The sequence below is a fragment of the Pseudomonas sp. LG1D9 genome (genome assembly GCF_002949995.1).
In the GTDB taxonomy this organism is placed as follows: domain Bacteria; phylum Pseudomonadota; class Gammaproteobacteria; order Pseudomonadales; family Pseudomonadaceae; genus Aquipseudomonas; species Aquipseudomonas proteolytica.
This window is the reverse complement of sequence record NZ_CP026881.1, coordinates 2254417-2270518: the sequence shown is the minus strand read 5'-3', so window position 1 is coordinate 2270518 and position 16102 is coordinate 2254417. Positions and strand designations below refer to the sequence as shown.

Sequence of the window (16102 nt, the reverse complement as noted above, 5' to 3'; positions counted from 1 at the left end):
CCCGGTTTTAATCCGCTTTTCGCCGATTTTGTCGCTTCAGTCCTATATTGAATCGATTTGTTGAGGCTGTATTAACGCCTCACAAAATGCTGCGCATGAACAAGCTGGCTAAAAAACAGTCTGTTGCGCATCGAATATTATTTACCGAGGCGCCACCTAGGCGCGTCGCTACCGTGAGATAGCCGTCCTCCATGTTTGGTTCCAACGACGACAAGAAGAGCCCAGCTGCGGCTGGCGAGAAAAAAGGCCTGTTCGGATGGCTGCGCAAAAAGCCGCAGGAAACCGTCGTCGAACAGCCGCAAGTCCAACCTGAGCCTGTGCCCGAGCCTGTTCTGCAGGCGGAACCTGCGATTGAGCCGGTGGCCGAGCCTGTCGTCGAGGCCCCGGTGGTGTTGCCTATGGCCGAGCCGGTGTTGCAGCCGGTGGTGGAGCCTGAGCCAGAGCCAGAGCACAAGCCATGGCCGTCATTGCCGGTGGCTGAAGAGCCCGTTGCGTTGGTGGAGGATGTGCAGGCCGAACATGCAGCGCCGCCGATTCCTGCCATTGTCGAGCCTGTCGAGCCGCTACCCGTCGTCGTTGAGCCGGCCCCGCTCGTAGTCGAGCCCGTTCCGCTGGTGATCGATGCTGCTCCCGCAGTCATCGAGGCTGTCGTAGTGCCTGTGCCTGCCGAGGCGCCTGCCGAAGCCAGCAAGACCGGCTTCTTCGCCCGCCTCAAGCAAGGCCTGAGCAAAACCAGCGCCAGCATCGGCGAAGGCATGGCGAGCCTGTTCCTCGGCAAGAAAATCATCGATGACGAGCTGCTCGAAGACATCGAGACCCGCCTGCTGACTGCTGACGTGGGCGTCGAAGCCACTGCCGTGATCATCCAGAGCCTGACCCAGAAGGTGGCGCGCAAGCAGCTCACTGACGCCGACGCGCTTTACAAGTCATTGCAGGCCGAACTGGCCGCCATGCTCAAGCCGGTGGAAGCGCCGCTGGTGATCACCGAGAAGAAACCCTTCGTGATCCTGGTGGTAGGCGTCAACGGCGCCGGCAAGACCACCACCATCGGCAAGCTGGCGAAGAAGCTGCAACTGGAAGGCAAGAAAGTCATGCTCGCCGCCGGTGACACCTTCCGCGCCGCTGCGGTGGAGCAATTGCAGGTGTGGGGCGAACGCAACAAGATCCCGGTTATCGCCCAGCACACCGGCGCCGACTCCGCTTCGGTAATCTTCGATGCCGTGCAGGCCGCCAAGGCCCGGAACATCGATGTACTGATCGCCGATACCGCCGGTCGCCTGCATACCAAAGACAACCTGATGGAAGAGTTGAAGAAAGTCCGCCGGGTGATGGGCAAGCTCGACGCCGACGCGCCGCACGAGGTGCTGTTGGTGCTGGACGCCGGCACCGGGCAGAACGCGATCAGCCAGGCCAAGCAATTCAACCAGACGGTACAGCTCACTGGCCTGGCATTGACTAAGCTCGATGGCACGGCCAAGGGTGGGGTTATTTTCGCTCTGGCTAAACAATTCGGGTTGCCGATTCGTTATATCGGTGTCGGCGAAGGTATTGATGACCTGCGCACCTTTGAGGCCGAACCCTTTGTCCAGGCACTGTTTGCCGAGCGGGAGCGTTCATGATTCGTTTTGAACAGGTGGGCAAGCGCTACGCCAACGGGCATGTCGGCTTGCATGAGCTGAGTTTCCGGGTGCGCCGTGGCGAGTTCTTGTTTGTCACCGGTCACTCCGGCGCCGGCAAAAGTACCTTGCTGCGCCTGTTGCTGGCCATGGAGCGCCCCACCACCGGCAAACTGCTGCTGGCGGGCCAGGACCTGGCCACCATCAGCAATGCACAGATCCCTTTCCTGCGTCGGCAGATCGGCGTGGTGTTCCAGAATCACCAGTTGCTGTTCGATCGCACGGTGTTCAACAACATCGCCTTGCCATTGCAGATTCTCGGCCTGTCCAAGGCCGAAATCGTCAAGCGTGTGGATTCGGCCCTGGAGCGCGTGGCGCTGTCGGACAAGACTGATTTGTACCCCGGCGACCTGTCCACCGGCCAGCAACAGCGCGTCGGCATTGCCCGCGCCATTGTCCACCGCCCGGCCTTGCTGCTGGCGGACGAACCCACCGGTAACCTTGACCCGCGCCTGGCCGCAGAGATCATGGGGGTTTTTGAAGACATCAACCGCCTGGGCACCAGCGTGCTGATTGCCAGTCACGACCTGGCATTGATCGCGCGCATGCGCCATCGCATGCTGACCCTGCAGCGCGGCCGCCTGATTGGTGACGGGGAGGCCGGCGTATGAGTGCCACACGCAGCCCTAAAGTCTCCGAGCGCGTCGCGCCGAAAGCGGCCGATCCGCAGCCGCAGAAAAAGAAACGCGACGAAGATGACGGTCCCGATTTCAGCACCCTGCTGCACGCCTGGATCGAAAGCCATCGCGCCAGCCTGGTGGATAGCCTGCGCCGCTTGGGCAAACAGCCGATTGGCAGCTTCTTTACCTGCCTGGTAATGGCTGTGGCGTTGAGCCTGCCGATGGGGTTGTCGTTGCTGCTTAATAATGTCGAGCGCCTTGGCGGCTCCTGGCAGCGTGCGGCGCAGATTTCCCTGTATCTGCAACTGGATGCCAGCGCCACTGAAGGCGAGGCCTTGCGCGAGCAGATCAAGAACCTGCCGGGCGTGGCGGATGCCGAGTACATCAGCCGCGACCAGGCCCTGGAAGAATTCCAGCAGCAATCGGGTCTGGGCGAGGCGCTCAAGGAGCTGCCGCAGAACCCGCTGCCGGGCGTGGTGCTGGTGACGCCAAATGAAATCGACAAGACGGCCCTTGAAGCATTAAGACAAAAATTGGCTGAACTGCCCAAGGTACAACAGGCGCAGCTTGATTTAGTCTGGGTCGAGCGTCTGGCGGCGATTCTCAAGCTGGGCGACCGGTTTGTCTTCGGCCTGACGGTGTTGCTGGTTTCTGCATTACTTTTGGTGATAGGCAATACCATTCGTCTTCATATTGAAAACCGTCGCACCGAGATAGAAGTGATTAAACTAGTCGGCGGCACAGACAGCTATGTGCGTCGTCCTTTTCTGTATATGGGCGCGCTTTATGGCTTCGGTGCCGGGATTCTGTCTTGGGGTGTATTGGCGTTTGGCCTGGATTGGCTGAACGACGCGGTAGTCGGCCTGGCCGGTTTGTATGGCAGTGACTTTGCCTTGGCTGGCGTACCCGCTGCCGATGGTCTATCGCTCTTGCTTGGCGCGGTGTTGTTGGGTTATATCGGTGCATGGATCGCAGTCGCACGCCATCTCAGGGAGCTGGCGCCGAAATAGTGTCTTTTTGCTTGTATTGACCTTTCAGCGTTTATAGGGAACTTGTCCTACGGTTTCCGGTCAATTTTCGCAGTGCTGAACTGCACGAGTTATGTGAGTCGGAGGTTTTTTCGTATGACCACTTCTTTGCAACCTGCTTATGCTCTGGTCCCAGGCGCGAACCTGGAAGCCTATGTGCACACGGTCAACAGCATTCCTTTGCTGACGCCCGAGCAGGAGCGTGAACTGGCCGAGAGTCTCTACTATGAGCAGGATTTGGGGGCGGCTCGGCAGATGGTGCTCGCCCACCTGCGTTTTGTCGTACATATCGCCCGTAGCTATAGCGGCTACGGCCTGGCCCAGGCTGACCTGATCCAGGAAGGCAACGTCGGCCTGATGAAGGCTGTAAAACGCTTCAACCCGGAAATGGGTGTGCGGTTGGTTTCGTTCGCCGTGCACTGGATCAAGGCGGAAATCCACGAGTTCATCCTGCGCAACTGGCGCATTGTGAAAGTGGCGACCACCAAGGCCCAGCGCAAGCTGTTCTTCAACCTGCGCAGCCAGAAGAAACGCCTGGCGTGGCTGAACAACGAGGAAGTCCACCGTGTGGCTGAAAGCCTCGGTGTGGAGCCTCGGGAAGTGCGCGAGATGGAAAGTCGCCTGACCGGCCATGACATGGCCTTCGACCCGGCCGCTGAAGCGGACGACGACAGCGCCTTCCAATCGCCGGCCAACTACCTGGAAGACCACCGGTACGACCCGGCGCGTCAACTGGAAGATGCCGATTGGAGCGACAACTCCAACCACAACCTGCACGAAGCACTGGAAGTGCTGGACGACCGCAGCCGTGACATCCTCTACCAGCGTTGGCTGGCAGAAGAAAAAGCGACCCTGCACGACCTGGCGCAAAAGTACAACGTGTCGGCCGAGCGGATTCGTCAGCTTGAGAAGAGCGCGATGAACAAGCTGAAACTGTCGATCGCCGCCTAACACGCAGCGAACGGCCAAAAAAATGCCCCGATCGAAAGATCGGGGCATTTTTGTTTGTGTCGCGCCCCTGTAGGAGCCGGCTTTGTGTGGCGTCAATTGGACCACGGCGCCTTTCGCGTGGTGTTCAGCTCATTCAAGTAGCCCGTGCCACCCAGCTGCCCCATCTGCTGGCGAATCCAAGCCGCCCGCCGCGCCACATACGCGGTTGGGTGGCTGGCACTCCAAGCCCGCGGATTAGGCAGCACTGCGGCCAGATAGCTGGCCTGCTGCCGCGAAAGCCCCTTGGCACTCACCCCGAAATGGTGTCGCGCTGCCGCCTCTGCGCCAAACACCCCCTCATCCCACTCCACGCTGTTCAAGTACACCTCAAGGATCCGTTGCTTGGGCCAGAGGATCTCGATCAATCCGGTAAACCAGGCCTCCAGGCCCTTGCGCAGATAACTGCGGCCTGCCCACAGGAACAGGTTCTTCGACACCTGCTGGCTCAACGTGCTGGCGCCACGCAGCGAGCCGCCGCGCTCGTTATGCAGCAGGGCGGCCTGGATCGCGCTAAAGTCAAAACCCCAATGCTGCGGGAAACGCTGGTCTTCGCCGGCCATGACCGCCAATTTCAGGTCATCGGAGATCTCGTCCCACGGCACCCAACTGCGTTGCAGGTCAATAGGCTCGCCGTCGACCCAGGATTCGATCTTGCGCTCGACCATCAGCGCGGTGAACGGTGGCGGGACGACACGAAACAGCAGCACCAGCAAAACACTGGCGATGACGAACCATTTCACGACTTTGAGAAAACGACTGAAGAGGACACGCAGCATAGAGATGGCTTGGCCGAACCCGTTGAGCGGGCCATTATACAGACCCGGCCCTTTGAGTCTGACTGGAGTTCCTCATGCTGCGTGGCTTTCTGATGTTGGCTGCCTTTTTCGGTTTTACCGGTGTTGCCCTCGGCGCGTTCGCTGCCCATGGCCTGAAAAAAAGCCTGAGTGCTGAATACCTGGCGATTTTCCATACCGGCGTGACTTACCAACTGGTGCATGCCCTGGCGTTGTTTGGCGTGGCCTTGCTGGCGGCGCATATTCCCGGGCGCCTGGTGATGTGGGCGGGGGTGTCGTTCAGCATCGGTATCCTGTTGTTCTCCGGCAGCCTGTATCTGCTGACTACCGTCGGCATCGGCAAACTGGGGATCATCACCCCGTTTGGCGGCCTGGCATTCCTGATTGGCTGGCTGTGCCTGGGGCTCGCCGCCTGGCGCCTGCAACTGACCGCCTGACGCTTGTAGCTGACCTTCAGGTCATGATCAGGCTAGAATGCTGGCCCCTAAAAACGATGGCGGCCCGTGGCATGCGCATTCAATTGAACGGCGAATCCTATGAACTGCCCGACGGTGAAACCGTCGCGGCCCTGCTGACCCGTCTGGAACTGACCGGACGTCGCGTCGCAGTGGAGCTCAACCAGGATATCGTGCCGCGCAGCCAGCACACCGAAACCGCCCTTGCCGAAGGCGACCAGGTCGAAGTAGTCCACGCCATCGGCGGCGGCTAGCCCTGGGGCAACTACCCGAATTCTGCAGAACCTCACCCCAACTCGAGGATTTCCCATGAGCATCGTTCGTAGCGACAAGCCCTTCGTCCTGGCCGGTCGTACCTACCAGTCGCGTTTGCTGGTAGGCACCGGTAAATACCGCGACATGGAAGAAACCCGCCTGGCTATCGAAGCCTCGGGCGCCGAGATCGTGACGGTGGCGGTGCGCCGCACCAACATCGGCCAGAACCCGGGCGAACCGAACTTGCTGGATATCCTGCCGCCGGATCGCTACACCATCCTGCCCAACACCGCCGGTTGCTACGACGCCATCGAAGCCGTGCGCACTTGCCGCCTGGCCCGTGAGCTGCTCGACGGCCACAACCTGGTGAAGCTGGAAGTGCTGGCTGATCAGAAAACCCTGTTCCCCAACGTGATCGAAACCCTCAAGGCCGCTGAAACCCTGGTCAAGGAAGGTTTTGACGTGATGGTCTACACCAGCGATGACCCGATCATCGCGCGCCAACTGGCCGAAATCGGCTGCATCGCGGTCATGCCGCTGGCCGGCCTGATCGGTACTGGCCTGGGGATCTGCAACCCGTACAACCTGCAGATCATCCTCGAAGAAGCGAAGATCCCGGTGCTGGTGGATGCCGGCGTCGGTACCGCGTCCGACGCCACTATCGCCATGGAGCTGGGCTGCGAGGCGGTGCTGATGAACTCCGCTATCGCCAACGCGCAACAGCCGATCATGATGGCCGAAGCCATGAAACACGCGATTGTCGCCGGCCGCCTGGCGTACCTCGCCGGGCGTATGCCGAAAAAACTTTACGCCAGCGCCTCCTCGCCGCTGGATGGTCTGATCAAGTAAGAGCCATTGATGACTGAATCAAACGAAACGCCGAACCCCGTGGAAGAAGGCGACGAGTCCAAGCACCGCCGCATCAAAAGCTTTGTGATGCGTGCCGGGCGCATGACCGAAGGCCAGCAAAAGGGCCTGGACCAGGGCACGCCGTTGTTCGTCCTGCCCCTGGCCGATGCGCCGGTGGACTTCGACCAGGTGTTTGGCCGTTCGGCCCCGCGTTCCCTGGAAATCGGCTTCGGCATGGGCCATTCCCTGCTGGAAATGGCCGCCGCGTCGCCCGAGCAAGATTTTATCGGCGTGGAAGTCCACCGTCCGGGCGTAGGTGCATTGCTTAACGGCGTGCTGACTCAGGGCCTGAAAAACCTGCGTGTCTACGACTGCGACGCGATCGAAGTGCTCAACCGCTGCATTGCCGACAACAGCCTCGACCGCCTGATGCTGTTTTTCCCGGATCCATGGCACAAGAGCCGCCACCACAAGCGCCGCATCGTCCAGGCCTCCTTCGCGGAACTGGTACGCAGCAAGCTGAAAGTGGGCGGCATCCTGCACATGGCCACCGACTGGGAACCTTACGCGGAGTACATGCTGGAAGTGATGAACGTCGCCCCTGGCTACCGCAACCTGGCCGAAGACGGTCAATGCGTGCCACGCCCGGCCGAGCGCCCGATCACCAAGTTCGAACGCCGTGGCGAGCGATTGGGGCATGGGGTTTGGGATTTGAAGTTCGAAAAGCTGGCTTGACCAGCTAGAAGACTGAAATGCGATCAACTGTAGGAGCGAGCTTGCTCGCGAAAAACGGACAGGCGACGCGGGTTACCTGATAGCTCGGCGTTATCGTTGACGTTCTTCGCGAGCAAGCTCGCTCCTACAGTTTTTTGGTGGTGTGCTTTTAGTCAGCGGCGGTCGGCAACCACGCCAATCAACACCAGCACCACCAGCAACACCGGCGCCAAACTGTAGTTATTGAACTGGCTCAACCCCCGCACAATCCACGGCGTGGCGTAGATCAGCGCGGCACCGCTGCCGATCATGCACAACAGGGCCATCAACGGTACGCGCAAGGCGCCGGCGATGTTGCCCAGGCGCGCTTCGACCCAGCCCTTGATGTCGGCGCCGAACAGCACCAGCAAGCAGCCGACAAGCGCCAGGGATATTTCTGACAGGTTACTGCGGCTCCAGCGGGATACGGTGGCAAGCAGGTCGAGTACCAGATCCATGGGATTTCCTTAGAGCGATCAGCTCAAAAACTTCTGCAGCAGGTCATTGAGAAAGAGTTGCCCACGGTCGGTGGCCGCCAGGCGTGACGGTTCGACCTGCAATAAGCCACTTTGTTCTGCCTCGCGCCGGGCCTCATCCAGGCTGGCCAGGTCCAGGCCCGTGCGTTCGGCGTAAAGCCTGGCTTCAACGCCGTCGGTAAGGCGCAGGGCGTTCATCAGGAACTCGAAAGGCAACTCTTCGTTGGTCAGCTCTTTCATGCCTGCCTGAAAGCTTTTGGCCGGGTTGAGGTAGTCCTTTGGTGCGCGAGTCTTCCAGGTGCGCACGATGCGCCCGTCAGGATGGCTGAGCTTGCCGTGGGCGCCGGCACCGATGCCAATAAAGTCGCCAAAGCTCCAGTAGTTGAGGTTATGCCGTGCGGGGCGACCCGGCTGGGCATAGGCCGAAACTTCGTACTGGGCGTATCCGTGGGCGGCGAGCAGGGCTTGGCCGGCTTCCTGGATATCCCACAGGGTGTCGTCTTCCGGCAGCGTCGGCGGCTGGTTCCAGAACACTGTGTTGGGTTCCAGGGTCAGCTGGTACCACGACAGGTGGGTCGGCTTGAGGGCGATGGCCTGGCGCAGGTCGCTCAAGGCATCGTCCAGGGATTGATCGGGCAAACCGTGCATCAGGTCCAGGTTGAAGTTATCGAACCCGGCCTGGCGCGCCATGCCGGCGGCGCGCACGGCTTCGTCGCCGTTGTGAATGCGGCCCAGGGCCTTGAGCTTTTCCTGCTGGAAGCTCTGGATGCCGATGGACAGGCGATTGATCCCCAGCTTGCGGTAGGCGACGAACTTCTCTTGCTCGAAGGTGCCGGGGTTGGCTTCCAGGGTGATCTCGATGTCGCGGGCAAACGGTATGCGTTGCTCCACGCCCTCCAGCAATCGACCCAGCGCCGCAGCACTGAACAGGCTTGGCGTGCCGCCGCCAAAGAAGATCGAGCTCAACTCGCGGCCATACACCGCGTGCAGATCCTGATCCAGGTCCGCCAGCAACGCATCGACATACTCTTGCTCCGGCAGCACCTTGCTGGCGGTGTGGGAGTTGAAGTCGCAATAGGGGCATTTACGCACGCACCACGGGATGTGGATGTACAGCGCCAGGGGCGGCAGCACTGGCAGGGCCGCCCGAGGTGTTTGCGCGCCACCGAGGATCAGTGGCTGCGCGGAGGTGTTCTGGGTCATTTCAAGCCCAGACGCTGGCGCAGCAAAGCCATTGCGCGGGCGCGGTGGCTGATCTGGTTCTTGTCGGCCGGGCTCAGTTCGGCGCTGGAGACATTGCGCTCCGGCACCCAGAACAGCGGGTCATAGCCAAACCCATGCTCGCCACTGGCGGCATGCAGGATGCGCCCATGCCACAGGCCTTCGCAGAGAATTGGCAGCGGGTCATCGGCATGCCGCACCAGGGCCAGCACGCACACAAACTGCGCGCCACGCATCGCGTCCGGTACATCCTTGAGCGCGTCCAGCAACTTGGCATTGTTCGCCGCGTCGCCTTTGCCGTCGGCATACCGCGCCGAATAGATGCCAGGGGCGCCGCCGAGGAAGTCCACGGCCAGGCCAGAATCGTCGGCCAGTGCCGGCAGACCGGAAATGCGCGCGGCATTGCGGGCCTTGAGGATGGCGTTTTCGACGAACGACAGGCCGGTTTCTTCGGGTTCCACCTGGCTGAACTCGCCAATCGAGCGCAATTGCACCGATTCGCCGAGCATGGCCTGGAGTTCCTTGAGTTTGCCGGCGTTGTGGCTGGCCAGTACGAGTTGTGTCAGGTTCATTATTCGGCCGGGAACAGTTCTTGGGTGAAACTGAAACCGTGGGCCTTGCCGCCGGTTTCAACATTGATGGTAAAGGTGCGGAATTCCTGCTGCGGTACCGAGTAGGGGGCGAGGTAGTAGATCGCGCCTTTTTCGGTGATCTGCTTGAACGTCAGCATTTCACTCTTGCCGGTCAAGTCCTTGATCGTGCCGGTCACTTGCGCCGCCACAGGCTCCACGCCCTTGATCACCGAGACATTGATCATGCCCTTGTTCTTGCTGCGCACCACGCCCACGGCCTGGGCCGTCTCGGGTTGCAGGAAGCTGGAGGTGAAGGTGCTGTAGTGCACGGTGATATCACCAAACGCCTTCTGCCGGTTACTGTCGATAGGGCCGGCGGCCATGGCGCTGGCGCCCAGGCAGGCGGTGAGTAGAAAAATAGCCAGGCGACTCATGATCGTCCTCCTCGAAAATGGTTAGACGGCAATCTGATGATCGGTCAGGCCAGGACTGCTGACCCGATAAATTCCGATTTCACCCAAAAGATTAGGCCATAGCTTACTCGCCCAGCCGTGGCGATGCTGTTGATCGACGGCAAGGCGGTTGATGACCTTGGCTTCACGCCCACTGCACAACGCCTCGAAATCTTCGAAGGTGCAGAAGTGAATGTTCGGCGTGTTGTACCAGGTGTACGGCAGGAAATCCGATACCGGCATCCGGCCCTTGGTGGCCAGGTACCAGCGGCAGCGCCAGTGGCCGAAATTGGGGAAGGTGATGATGCATTGGCGGCCGACGCGCAACATCTCGTCGAGAATCCGATCCGGGTAGTGCACGGCCTGCAGGGCCTGGGTCATCACCACGATATCGAAGCTGTTGCTGGCAAAGTTGCCAAGGCCCTTGTCCAGGTCCTGCTCGATCACGTTGATGCCCTTGGCCACGCACTGGGCGATGTTGTCCGGGTCGTTTTCCAGGCCGTAGCCGGTGACTTGCTTGTTGTCGCGCAGCCAGCTCAGCAGTTCGCCATCGCCGCAACCCAGGTCGAGCACGCGGCTGCCGGCGGGGATCCAGTCTTGGATGATTTCCAGGTCGGCTCTCATGGCTTTCTCACAATGTAATGCGGTTCATGTAGTTGCTGAACGCCTGCAGGTAGCGCGGGATCGGGATCAGGAAGGCGTCGTGGCCTTGCGGTGCATCGATCTCCAGGTAGCACACGTCTTTGCGGGCGGCCATCAGCGCATCCACCAGTTCCCGCGAGCGGGCCGGGGAGAAGCGCCAGTCGGTGGTGAACGACATCACGCAGAACTTGGCGGTGGCACCCTCGAAGGTCTTCGCCAGGTCGTCATCAAAGTTTGCCGCCGGGTCGAAGTAGTCCAGGGCCTTGGTCATCAGCAGGTAGGTGTTGGCGTCAAAACGCCCGGAGAACTCCTCGCCCTGGTAACGCAGGTAGCTTTCGACCTGGAATTCGACGCTGTGGAAGTCGTAGTTGAGCTTCTCGCTCTTGAGCCCGCGGCCGAATTTCTCGCCCATGGAGTCATCCGACAGGTAGGTGATATGCCCGACCATCCGCGCCAGCATCAAGCCGCGCTTGGGGATCACCCCGGCTTCCTGGAACGAACCACCGTGGAACTCGGGGTCGGTGAGGATTGCCTGGCGCGCCACTTCGTTGAACGCGATGTTCTGCGCCGACAACTTGGGGGCCGAGGCGATGGCCAGGCAATGGCGCACGCGGTCGGGGTAAGTGATGGTCCATTGCAGCGCCTGCATGCCGCCCAGGCTGCCGCCGATCACCGCTGCCCATTGGCTTATGCCGAGCAGGTCGGCCAGGCGCGCCTGGCTGTGCACCCAGTCTTCCACGGTCAGCACCGGGAAGTCGGCGCCGAACGGCTTGCCGGTCTCCGGGTTGAGGCTGCTGGGGCCGGTGGAGCCGTTGCAGCCGCCGAGGTTGTTCAGGCTGACCACAAAGAACTTATTGGTGTCGATGGGCTTGCCGGGGCCGATGCAACTGTCCCACCAGCCGGGCTTGCGCTCGTCGGCGCTGTGGTAGCCGGCGGCGTGGTGATGGCCAGAAAGGGCGTGGCAGATCAGCACGGCATTGCTCGCCGTGGCGTTCAACTGGCCGTAGGTTTCATAGATCAGGTCATAGGCCGGCAGCGATCGACCGCAGGCCAGGGCCAGGGGTTCGCTGAAGTGCGCCACTTGGGGCACGACCAGTCCAACAGAATCGGGGGGGAAGGCAGCTGGCATCGACCCTGCTCTCGTTTAAATGAGGCGTAAGTCTAAAGAGCGGGGGGGCCAGCGGCAAGCGAACCTTGTCCTGGCTGATGACGGCTTGTTTCTGTGGGAGCCGGCTTGCCGGCGATGGCGTTTTCGCGGGTGCCATCGCCGGCAAGCCGGCTCCTGCAAAGGTCAGATCAGCAGGCGCAGGATGTCCGGCATCATGGTCATCGCCGCCAGGTTGTTGATCACCAGCATGTCCAGGAGCTTGAGCACCATGAACGCGAGGATCGGCGAGATATCCAGGCCGCCCAGGTTCGGCAGGATCTTGCGGAACGGCGCCAGGGCCGGCTCGCAGATCTGGTTGACCAGCTCGGCGCCAGGGTTATGGCTGCCCGGTGCGACCCAGGACAGGATCACGCTGATGATCAGGGCGAAGAAGAAAATCTTCAGGAACAGCGCGGTCACGCCGATCAAGGCCCAGACCAGCAGTTGCAGGAAGTTGCCGGTGGTGCCGTAGGTCAGCAGCAGCGTCAGGGCCATCAGCGCCAGTTGGACCAGGATCGCCAGGACCAGCGACGACATGTCCAGGCCGAACAGGCTCGGGATCACCCGGCGCAAGGGCTTGAGCAGCGGCTGGGTGGCCTTCACGGCGAATTGGCAGAGCGGGTTATAGAAGTTGGCGCGTACCAGTTGCAGGACAAAACGCAACAGTACGATCAGCAGATACAGGCTGCCGAGGGTTTGCAGCACGTAGACGGCTGCGGTGTTCAAACCAATCATATTGGCTCCTTATTGACCCAGTTGTTCGGCCAGTTCGGCCGAGCGGTGCGCGGCGGCACCCAGTGCTTTTTCGACCAGGGCTTCAAAGCCCCCGGCCTGGAACGATTCGATGGCAGCCTGCGTGGTGCCATTGGGCGAGGTCACGCGACGACGCAACTCGGCCGCGTCCACATCGCTGGACACCACCATATGCGCGGCGCCGAGGGCGGTTTGCTGAGTCAGTTGCTCGGCGATTTCCCGTGGCAGGCCCAGCTTCACGCCAGCCGCGGTCATGGCTTCGACTAGCAAGAAGAAATACGCCGGGCCACTGCCGGACACGGCGGTGACGGCGTCCAGTTGCTGTTCTTCGTCCAGCCACAGGGCCACACCCACGGCCGACAACAGCTCCTGGGCCTGCTCACGTTGCTCGGCGCTCACTTGGGTGGTGGCGTACAGGCCGCTGACGCCTTGGCGCAGCAGTGATGGCGTGTTGGGCATGCAACGTACGATGGGCTGGGCGCCGAGCCAGTTGTTCATGCTGGCGCAATTGATGCCGGCGGCAATCGACACCACCAGTTGTTGCGGTGCCAGGCTTGGGCGCAACGCTTCGCACACGGCTTTCATGGCCTGTGGCTTGACCGCCAGCACAATCACGTCGACGCCCTGGATGGCTTCGGCGTTGTCGGCAAAGGTTTCGATACCGTGCTCGGCGCTCACCCGGGCGCGGGTCTCGGCGCCCGGATCGCTGGCGCGAATCTGCGAAGCGTCCAGGCCCTTGGCCCGCAGGCCGCCGATCAGGCTGGCCGCCATGTTACCGGCGCCGATAAAGGCTATACGCGTGCTGCTCATGACAGGTCCTTACTCAGATGGAAGTCAGCCATTTCATGGCTGGCCGTAGTCGCGGGCACCAAACAGGGCGGTACCGATCCGCACCCACGTGGCCCCTTGGGCAATGGCCGACTCAAGGTCATGGCTCATGCCCATGGAAAGTGTGTCGAGCCCCAGGTTCAGGCTCGCTTGCAAGTCACGCACCTTCGCAAACGCCGCATCTTGCTGCGCACGGTCGTCGGTGGGCTCGGGGATCGCCATCAGGCCACGCAGCTTCAAGCGCGGCAGGGCCTGGATCGCCTCGGCCAGCGCTGGCAAATCGGCGGGTGTACAGCCGGACTTGCTGGCTTCGCCACTGACATTGACCTGAACGCAGATATTGAGCGGCGGCAGGTCGGCCGGGCGTTGCTCCGACAGGCGTTGGGCGATTTTCAGGCGGTCCACGGAATGCACCCAAGCGAAGTTCTCGGCGATAGCGCGCGTCTTGTTCGATTGAATGGGGCCGATGAAGTGCCAACTCAAGGGCAGGTCGGTTAATTCGGCTTGTTTGCCGAGGGCTTCCTGCAAGTAGTTTTCACCGAAGTCATGCATCCCGGCGGCATAGGCTTCGCGCACGGCTTGCGCGGGCTTGGTCTTGCTGACCGCCAGCAAATGCACGCTGGATTCATCGCGCTGCACGGCCTGGGCCGCAGCACGGATCCGCTGACTAACCAGGCCAATATTGTCTGCTATGGTCGACATTCAAGTTGCGCCCGTGGATATGGAGTCCGCGGCATTCTACTGGAAATGGATAGCCCTATGGACATCACTGAACTGCTGACCGCCTGCGTCAGCCGGGGCGCCTCCGACCTGCATCTGTCGGCAGGGTTGGCGCCGAGGATGCGAGTCGATGGCGAGGTTGTGCCACTCGACTGGCCCCCATTGAGTGCTACGCAAGTAGCGGACTTACTCAGCCCGATCATGAATAAACACCAGCAAAAGGATTTCGAAACATCTCTTGAAACGGATTTTTCCTTCGAGTTGCCCGGTGTGGCGCGCTTTCGCGCCAATGTGTTCCAGCAGCACCGAGGGATGGGCGCGGTGTTTCGCGCGATTCCCTCCCGGGTACAGAGCCTGGAAAGCCTGGGGCTGGGCGACGTGTTCCGGCGCATCGCCGAACTGCCTCGGGGGCTGGTGCTGGTGACCGGGGCCACGGGCTCGGGCAAGTCCACCACCCTGGCGGCGATGATCGATTACCTCAACAACACCCGCCAGCAGCACATCCTGACCCTTGAAGACCCTATCGAATTTGTCCATGAACCGCGCACGGCGCTGATCAGCCAGCGCCAGGTGCATCGCGATACCCACAGTTTCTCCGCCGCCCTGCGTTCTGCGCTGCGCGAAGACCCGGATGTGATCCTGGTCGGCGAGTTGCGCGACCTGGAAACCATCCGCCTGGCCCTGACGGCGGCTGAAACCGGGCACCTGGTGTTTGGCACCCTGCACACCAGTTCGGCGGCAAAGACCGTGGACCGGCTGGTGGATGTGTTCCCCTCGGGGGAAAAGGCCATGGTCCGCTCGATGCTCTCGGAGTCGCTGCAGGCGGTGGTTTCCCAGATGTTGCTGAAAAAAGTCGGCGGCGGGCGCGTGGCGGCCCATGAAATCATGCTCGGTACACCGGCGATCCGTAACCTGATCCGCGAGGACAAGGTGGCGCAGTTGTACTCGGCGATCCAGACGGGAGGGGCGTTGGGGATGAAGACGTTGGATATGAGCTTGAAGGGGCTGGTGAGTCAGGGGCTGGTCAGCCGCGAAGAGGCCCGGGAGCAGGCACGGGTGCCCGCAGAGTTATGACCTGTGGGAGCTGGCTTGCCTGCGATACAGGCAGCGCGGTGTGTCATTCACACTGAGGTGATGCAATCGCAGGCAAGCCAGCTCCCACACAAGCCAGCTCCCATGCCAGCCTGCATTCCCATTCAATGTCAGCGTTGCACAATGCGCAGGTTGTTCTGCTCTTTAGGCAGCACGCGCTTGGCAATCACGTAGTTCTTGTTCCAGAACGGCTTTTTCAGGGTGTCGATGCTGACCGACTTGCCACGGCGCGGCGCGTGGATAAAACGGTCGTTGCCCAGGTAGATGGCTACATGGTTGACCTGGCGGCTCTTGAGCTTGAAGAACAACAGGTCGCCGGGCTTCAAATCCTTGCGATCAACCTTCTGCCCGTGGCCACTGGCCATGGCATTGGAGGTGCGTGGCAAATCCACCGCAGCCACATCATTGAAGGCGTATTTCACCAGGCCGCTGCAATCAAAGCCTTTACTTGGGCTGCTGCCGCCCCAACGATAAGGAGTACCCAGCACGTTTACGGCACGGCTGAGGACTTTGCTGCTTTGCTGGTTATTGCTCGCTACCAGGCCGGAAACTGCTTTACCGTGGGCCTTGCTCACTTGAGTCGGGCGCTTGACGGTGAGTTTTACCGATTTGGCAGAGCTGGTAGTGGCGTGAACTTTAGGGGTGAAACCATTAACGTTCGGAAGTCGTTGCTCACGATTGGTGGCGTGGGCGGCCAGTGGCATTAATAGGCAAATGGTTAGCCATGTCTTTAAAAATGGTCGCATAAGGCAGGCTCTTGTTGGTTTGCGCGCAACTTT

Annotated in this window: 20 protein-coding genes; 9 read left to right on the top strand and 11 right to left on the bottom strand. The window is 61.1% G+C overall.

The features are described 5' to 3' along the window. Positions 1-191 precede the first annotated feature (191 nt). The 4 genes from ftsY to rpoH all read left to right on the top strand — a co-directional run bounded on the left by ftsY (position 192) and on the right by rpoH (position 4275). The gene (gene ftsY / locus C5F71_RS10970; protein ID WP_104911128.1) at positions 192-1619 is read left to right on the top strand and encodes a signal recognition particle-docking protein FtsY; all 1428 of its coding nucleotides are present in this window, start codon (positions 192-194) and stop codon (positions 1617-1619) included. After that, positions 1616-2287, top strand: coding sequence for a cell division ATP-binding protein FtsE (ftsE, locus tag C5F71_RS10965; protein WP_003213784.1), 672 nt, complete (start codon positions 1616-1618; stop codon positions 2285-2287). Before ftsY ends, ftsE begins: the two co-directional genes overlap by 4 nt. After that, positions 2284-3306: a permease-like cell division protein FtsX gene (gene ftsX, locus C5F71_RS10960; RefSeq protein WP_029300742.1), complete on the top strand. Its 1023-nt coding sequence runs from the start codon at positions 2284-2286 to the stop codon at positions 3304-3306. The genes ftsE and ftsX overlap by 4 nt, the downstream gene beginning before the upstream one ends. A gap of 114 nt (positions 3307-3420) precedes the next feature. After that, positions 3421-4275, top strand: a complete 855-nt coding sequence (gene rpoH, locus C5F71_RS10955) for an RNA polymerase sigma factor RpoH (RefSeq protein ID WP_003176698.1) — start codon at positions 3421-3423, stop codon at positions 4273-4275. 92 nt (positions 4276-4367) lie between these two features. Here the strand turns inward: rpoH and mtgA are convergent, their stop codons facing one another. After that, the gene (mtgA, locus tag C5F71_RS10950; protein ID WP_104911127.1) at positions 4368-5090 is read right to left on the bottom strand and encodes a monofunctional biosynthetic peptidoglycan transglycosylase; all 723 of its coding nucleotides are present in this window, start codon (positions 5088-5090) and stop codon (positions 4368-4370) included. A 74-nt stretch (positions 5091-5164) separates the two neighbouring features. On the opposite strand from mtgA, the gene C5F71_RS10945 reads away from it, so the two are divergent. From C5F71_RS10945 to trmB, 4 genes are all read left to right on the top strand, one after another. Beyond that, a complete protein-coding gene (locus tag C5F71_RS10945; protein ID WP_029300746.1) occupies positions 5165-5545 on the top strand; it encodes a DUF423 domain-containing protein in 381 nt (126 codons plus the stop codon). A gap of 71 nt (positions 5546-5616) precedes the next feature. Continuing rightward, the gene (thiS, locus tag C5F71_RS10940; protein WP_029300748.1) at positions 5617-5817 is read left to right on the top strand and encodes a sulfur carrier protein ThiS; all 201 of its coding nucleotides are present in this window, start codon (positions 5617-5619) and stop codon (positions 5815-5817) included. 55 nt (positions 5818-5872) lie between these two features. Then, positions 5873-6667, top strand: coding sequence for a thiazole synthase (locus C5F71_RS10935; RefSeq protein WP_017845016.1), 795 nt, complete (start codon positions 5873-5875; stop codon positions 6665-6667). Between the two features lie 9 nt (positions 6668-6676). Then, the gene (gene trmB, locus C5F71_RS10930) at positions 6677-7402 is read left to right on the top strand and encodes a tRNA (guanosine(46)-N7)-methyltransferase TrmB (RefSeq protein WP_029300750.1); all 726 of its coding nucleotides are present in this window, start codon (positions 6677-6679) and stop codon (positions 7400-7402) included. A gap of 152 nt (positions 7403-7554) precedes the next feature. On the opposite strand, the gene C5F71_RS10925 is transcribed toward trmB, so the two are convergent. The 9 genes from C5F71_RS10925 to C5F71_RS10885 form a co-directional block, all read right to left on the bottom strand. Next, positions 7555-7878, bottom strand: a complete 324-nt coding sequence (locus C5F71_RS10925) for a DUF3392 domain-containing protein (RefSeq protein WP_029300493.1) — start codon at positions 7876-7878, stop codon at positions 7555-7557. A gap of 18 nt (positions 7879-7896) precedes the next feature. Next, entirely contained in the window at positions 7897-9099 is a 1203-nt protein-coding gene (gene hemW / locus C5F71_RS10920; protein ID WP_029300492.1) for a radical SAM family heme chaperone HemW, read from the bottom strand. After that, positions 9096-9692, bottom strand: coding sequence for an RdgB/HAM1 family non-canonical purine NTP pyrophosphatase (gene rdgB / locus C5F71_RS10915; RefSeq protein WP_029300489.1), 597 nt, complete (start codon positions 9690-9692; stop codon positions 9096-9098). Before rdgB ends, hemW begins: the two co-directional genes overlap by 4 nt. Further along, entirely contained in the window at positions 9689-10123 is a 435-nt protein-coding gene (locus C5F71_RS10910) for a DUF4426 domain-containing protein (protein WP_029300487.1), read from the bottom strand. Before C5F71_RS10910 ends, rdgB begins: the two co-directional genes overlap by 4 nt. Positions 10124-10144: 21 nt before the next feature. After that, positions 10145-10765 carry a methionine biosynthesis protein MetW gene (gene metW / locus C5F71_RS10905; RefSeq protein WP_029300485.1) on the bottom strand — a complete coding sequence of 207 codons (621 nt, stop codon included), beginning with the start codon at positions 10763-10765 and terminating at the stop codon, positions 10145-10147. Positions 10766-10772: 7 nt separating this feature from the next. After that, a complete protein-coding gene (locus tag C5F71_RS10900; RefSeq protein ID WP_092231136.1) occupies positions 10773-11912 on the bottom strand; it encodes a homoserine O-acetyltransferase in 1140 nt (379 codons plus the stop codon). 162 nt (positions 11913-12074) lie between these two features. Beyond that, on the bottom strand, positions 12075-12665 hold the full coding sequence (locus C5F71_RS10895) for a YggT family protein (RefSeq protein WP_029300481.1): 591 nt from the start codon (positions 12663-12665) through the stop codon (positions 12075-12077). Between the two features lie 9 nt (positions 12666-12674). Further along, positions 12675-13493 (bottom strand): pyrroline-5-carboxylate reductase, encoded by an 819-nt coding sequence (proC, locus tag C5F71_RS10890; RefSeq protein ID WP_029300480.1) that lies wholly within the window; start codon positions 13491-13493, stop codon positions 12675-12677. Positions 13494-13526: 33 nt separating this feature from the next. After that, positions 13527-14213: a YggS family pyridoxal phosphate-dependent enzyme gene (locus C5F71_RS10885; protein WP_029300479.1), complete on the bottom strand. Its 687-nt coding sequence runs from the start codon at positions 14211-14213 to the stop codon at positions 13527-13529. Positions 14214-14270: 57 nt separating this feature from the next. Between C5F71_RS10885 and C5F71_RS10880 the strand changes: the two genes are divergently transcribed. Beyond that, positions 14271-15305 carry a type IV pilus twitching motility protein PilT gene (locus tag C5F71_RS10880; RefSeq protein WP_104911126.1) on the top strand — a complete coding sequence of 345 codons (1035 nt, stop codon included), beginning with the start codon at positions 14271-14273 and terminating at the stop codon, positions 15303-15305. 128 nt (positions 15306-15433) lie between these two features. Here the strand turns inward: C5F71_RS10880 and C5F71_RS10870 are convergent, their stop codons facing one another. Beyond that, a complete protein-coding gene (locus C5F71_RS10870; RefSeq protein ID WP_029300475.1) occupies positions 15434-16069 on the bottom strand; it encodes a C40 family peptidase in 636 nt (211 codons plus the stop codon). Positions 16070-16102: the final 33 nt, after the last annotated feature.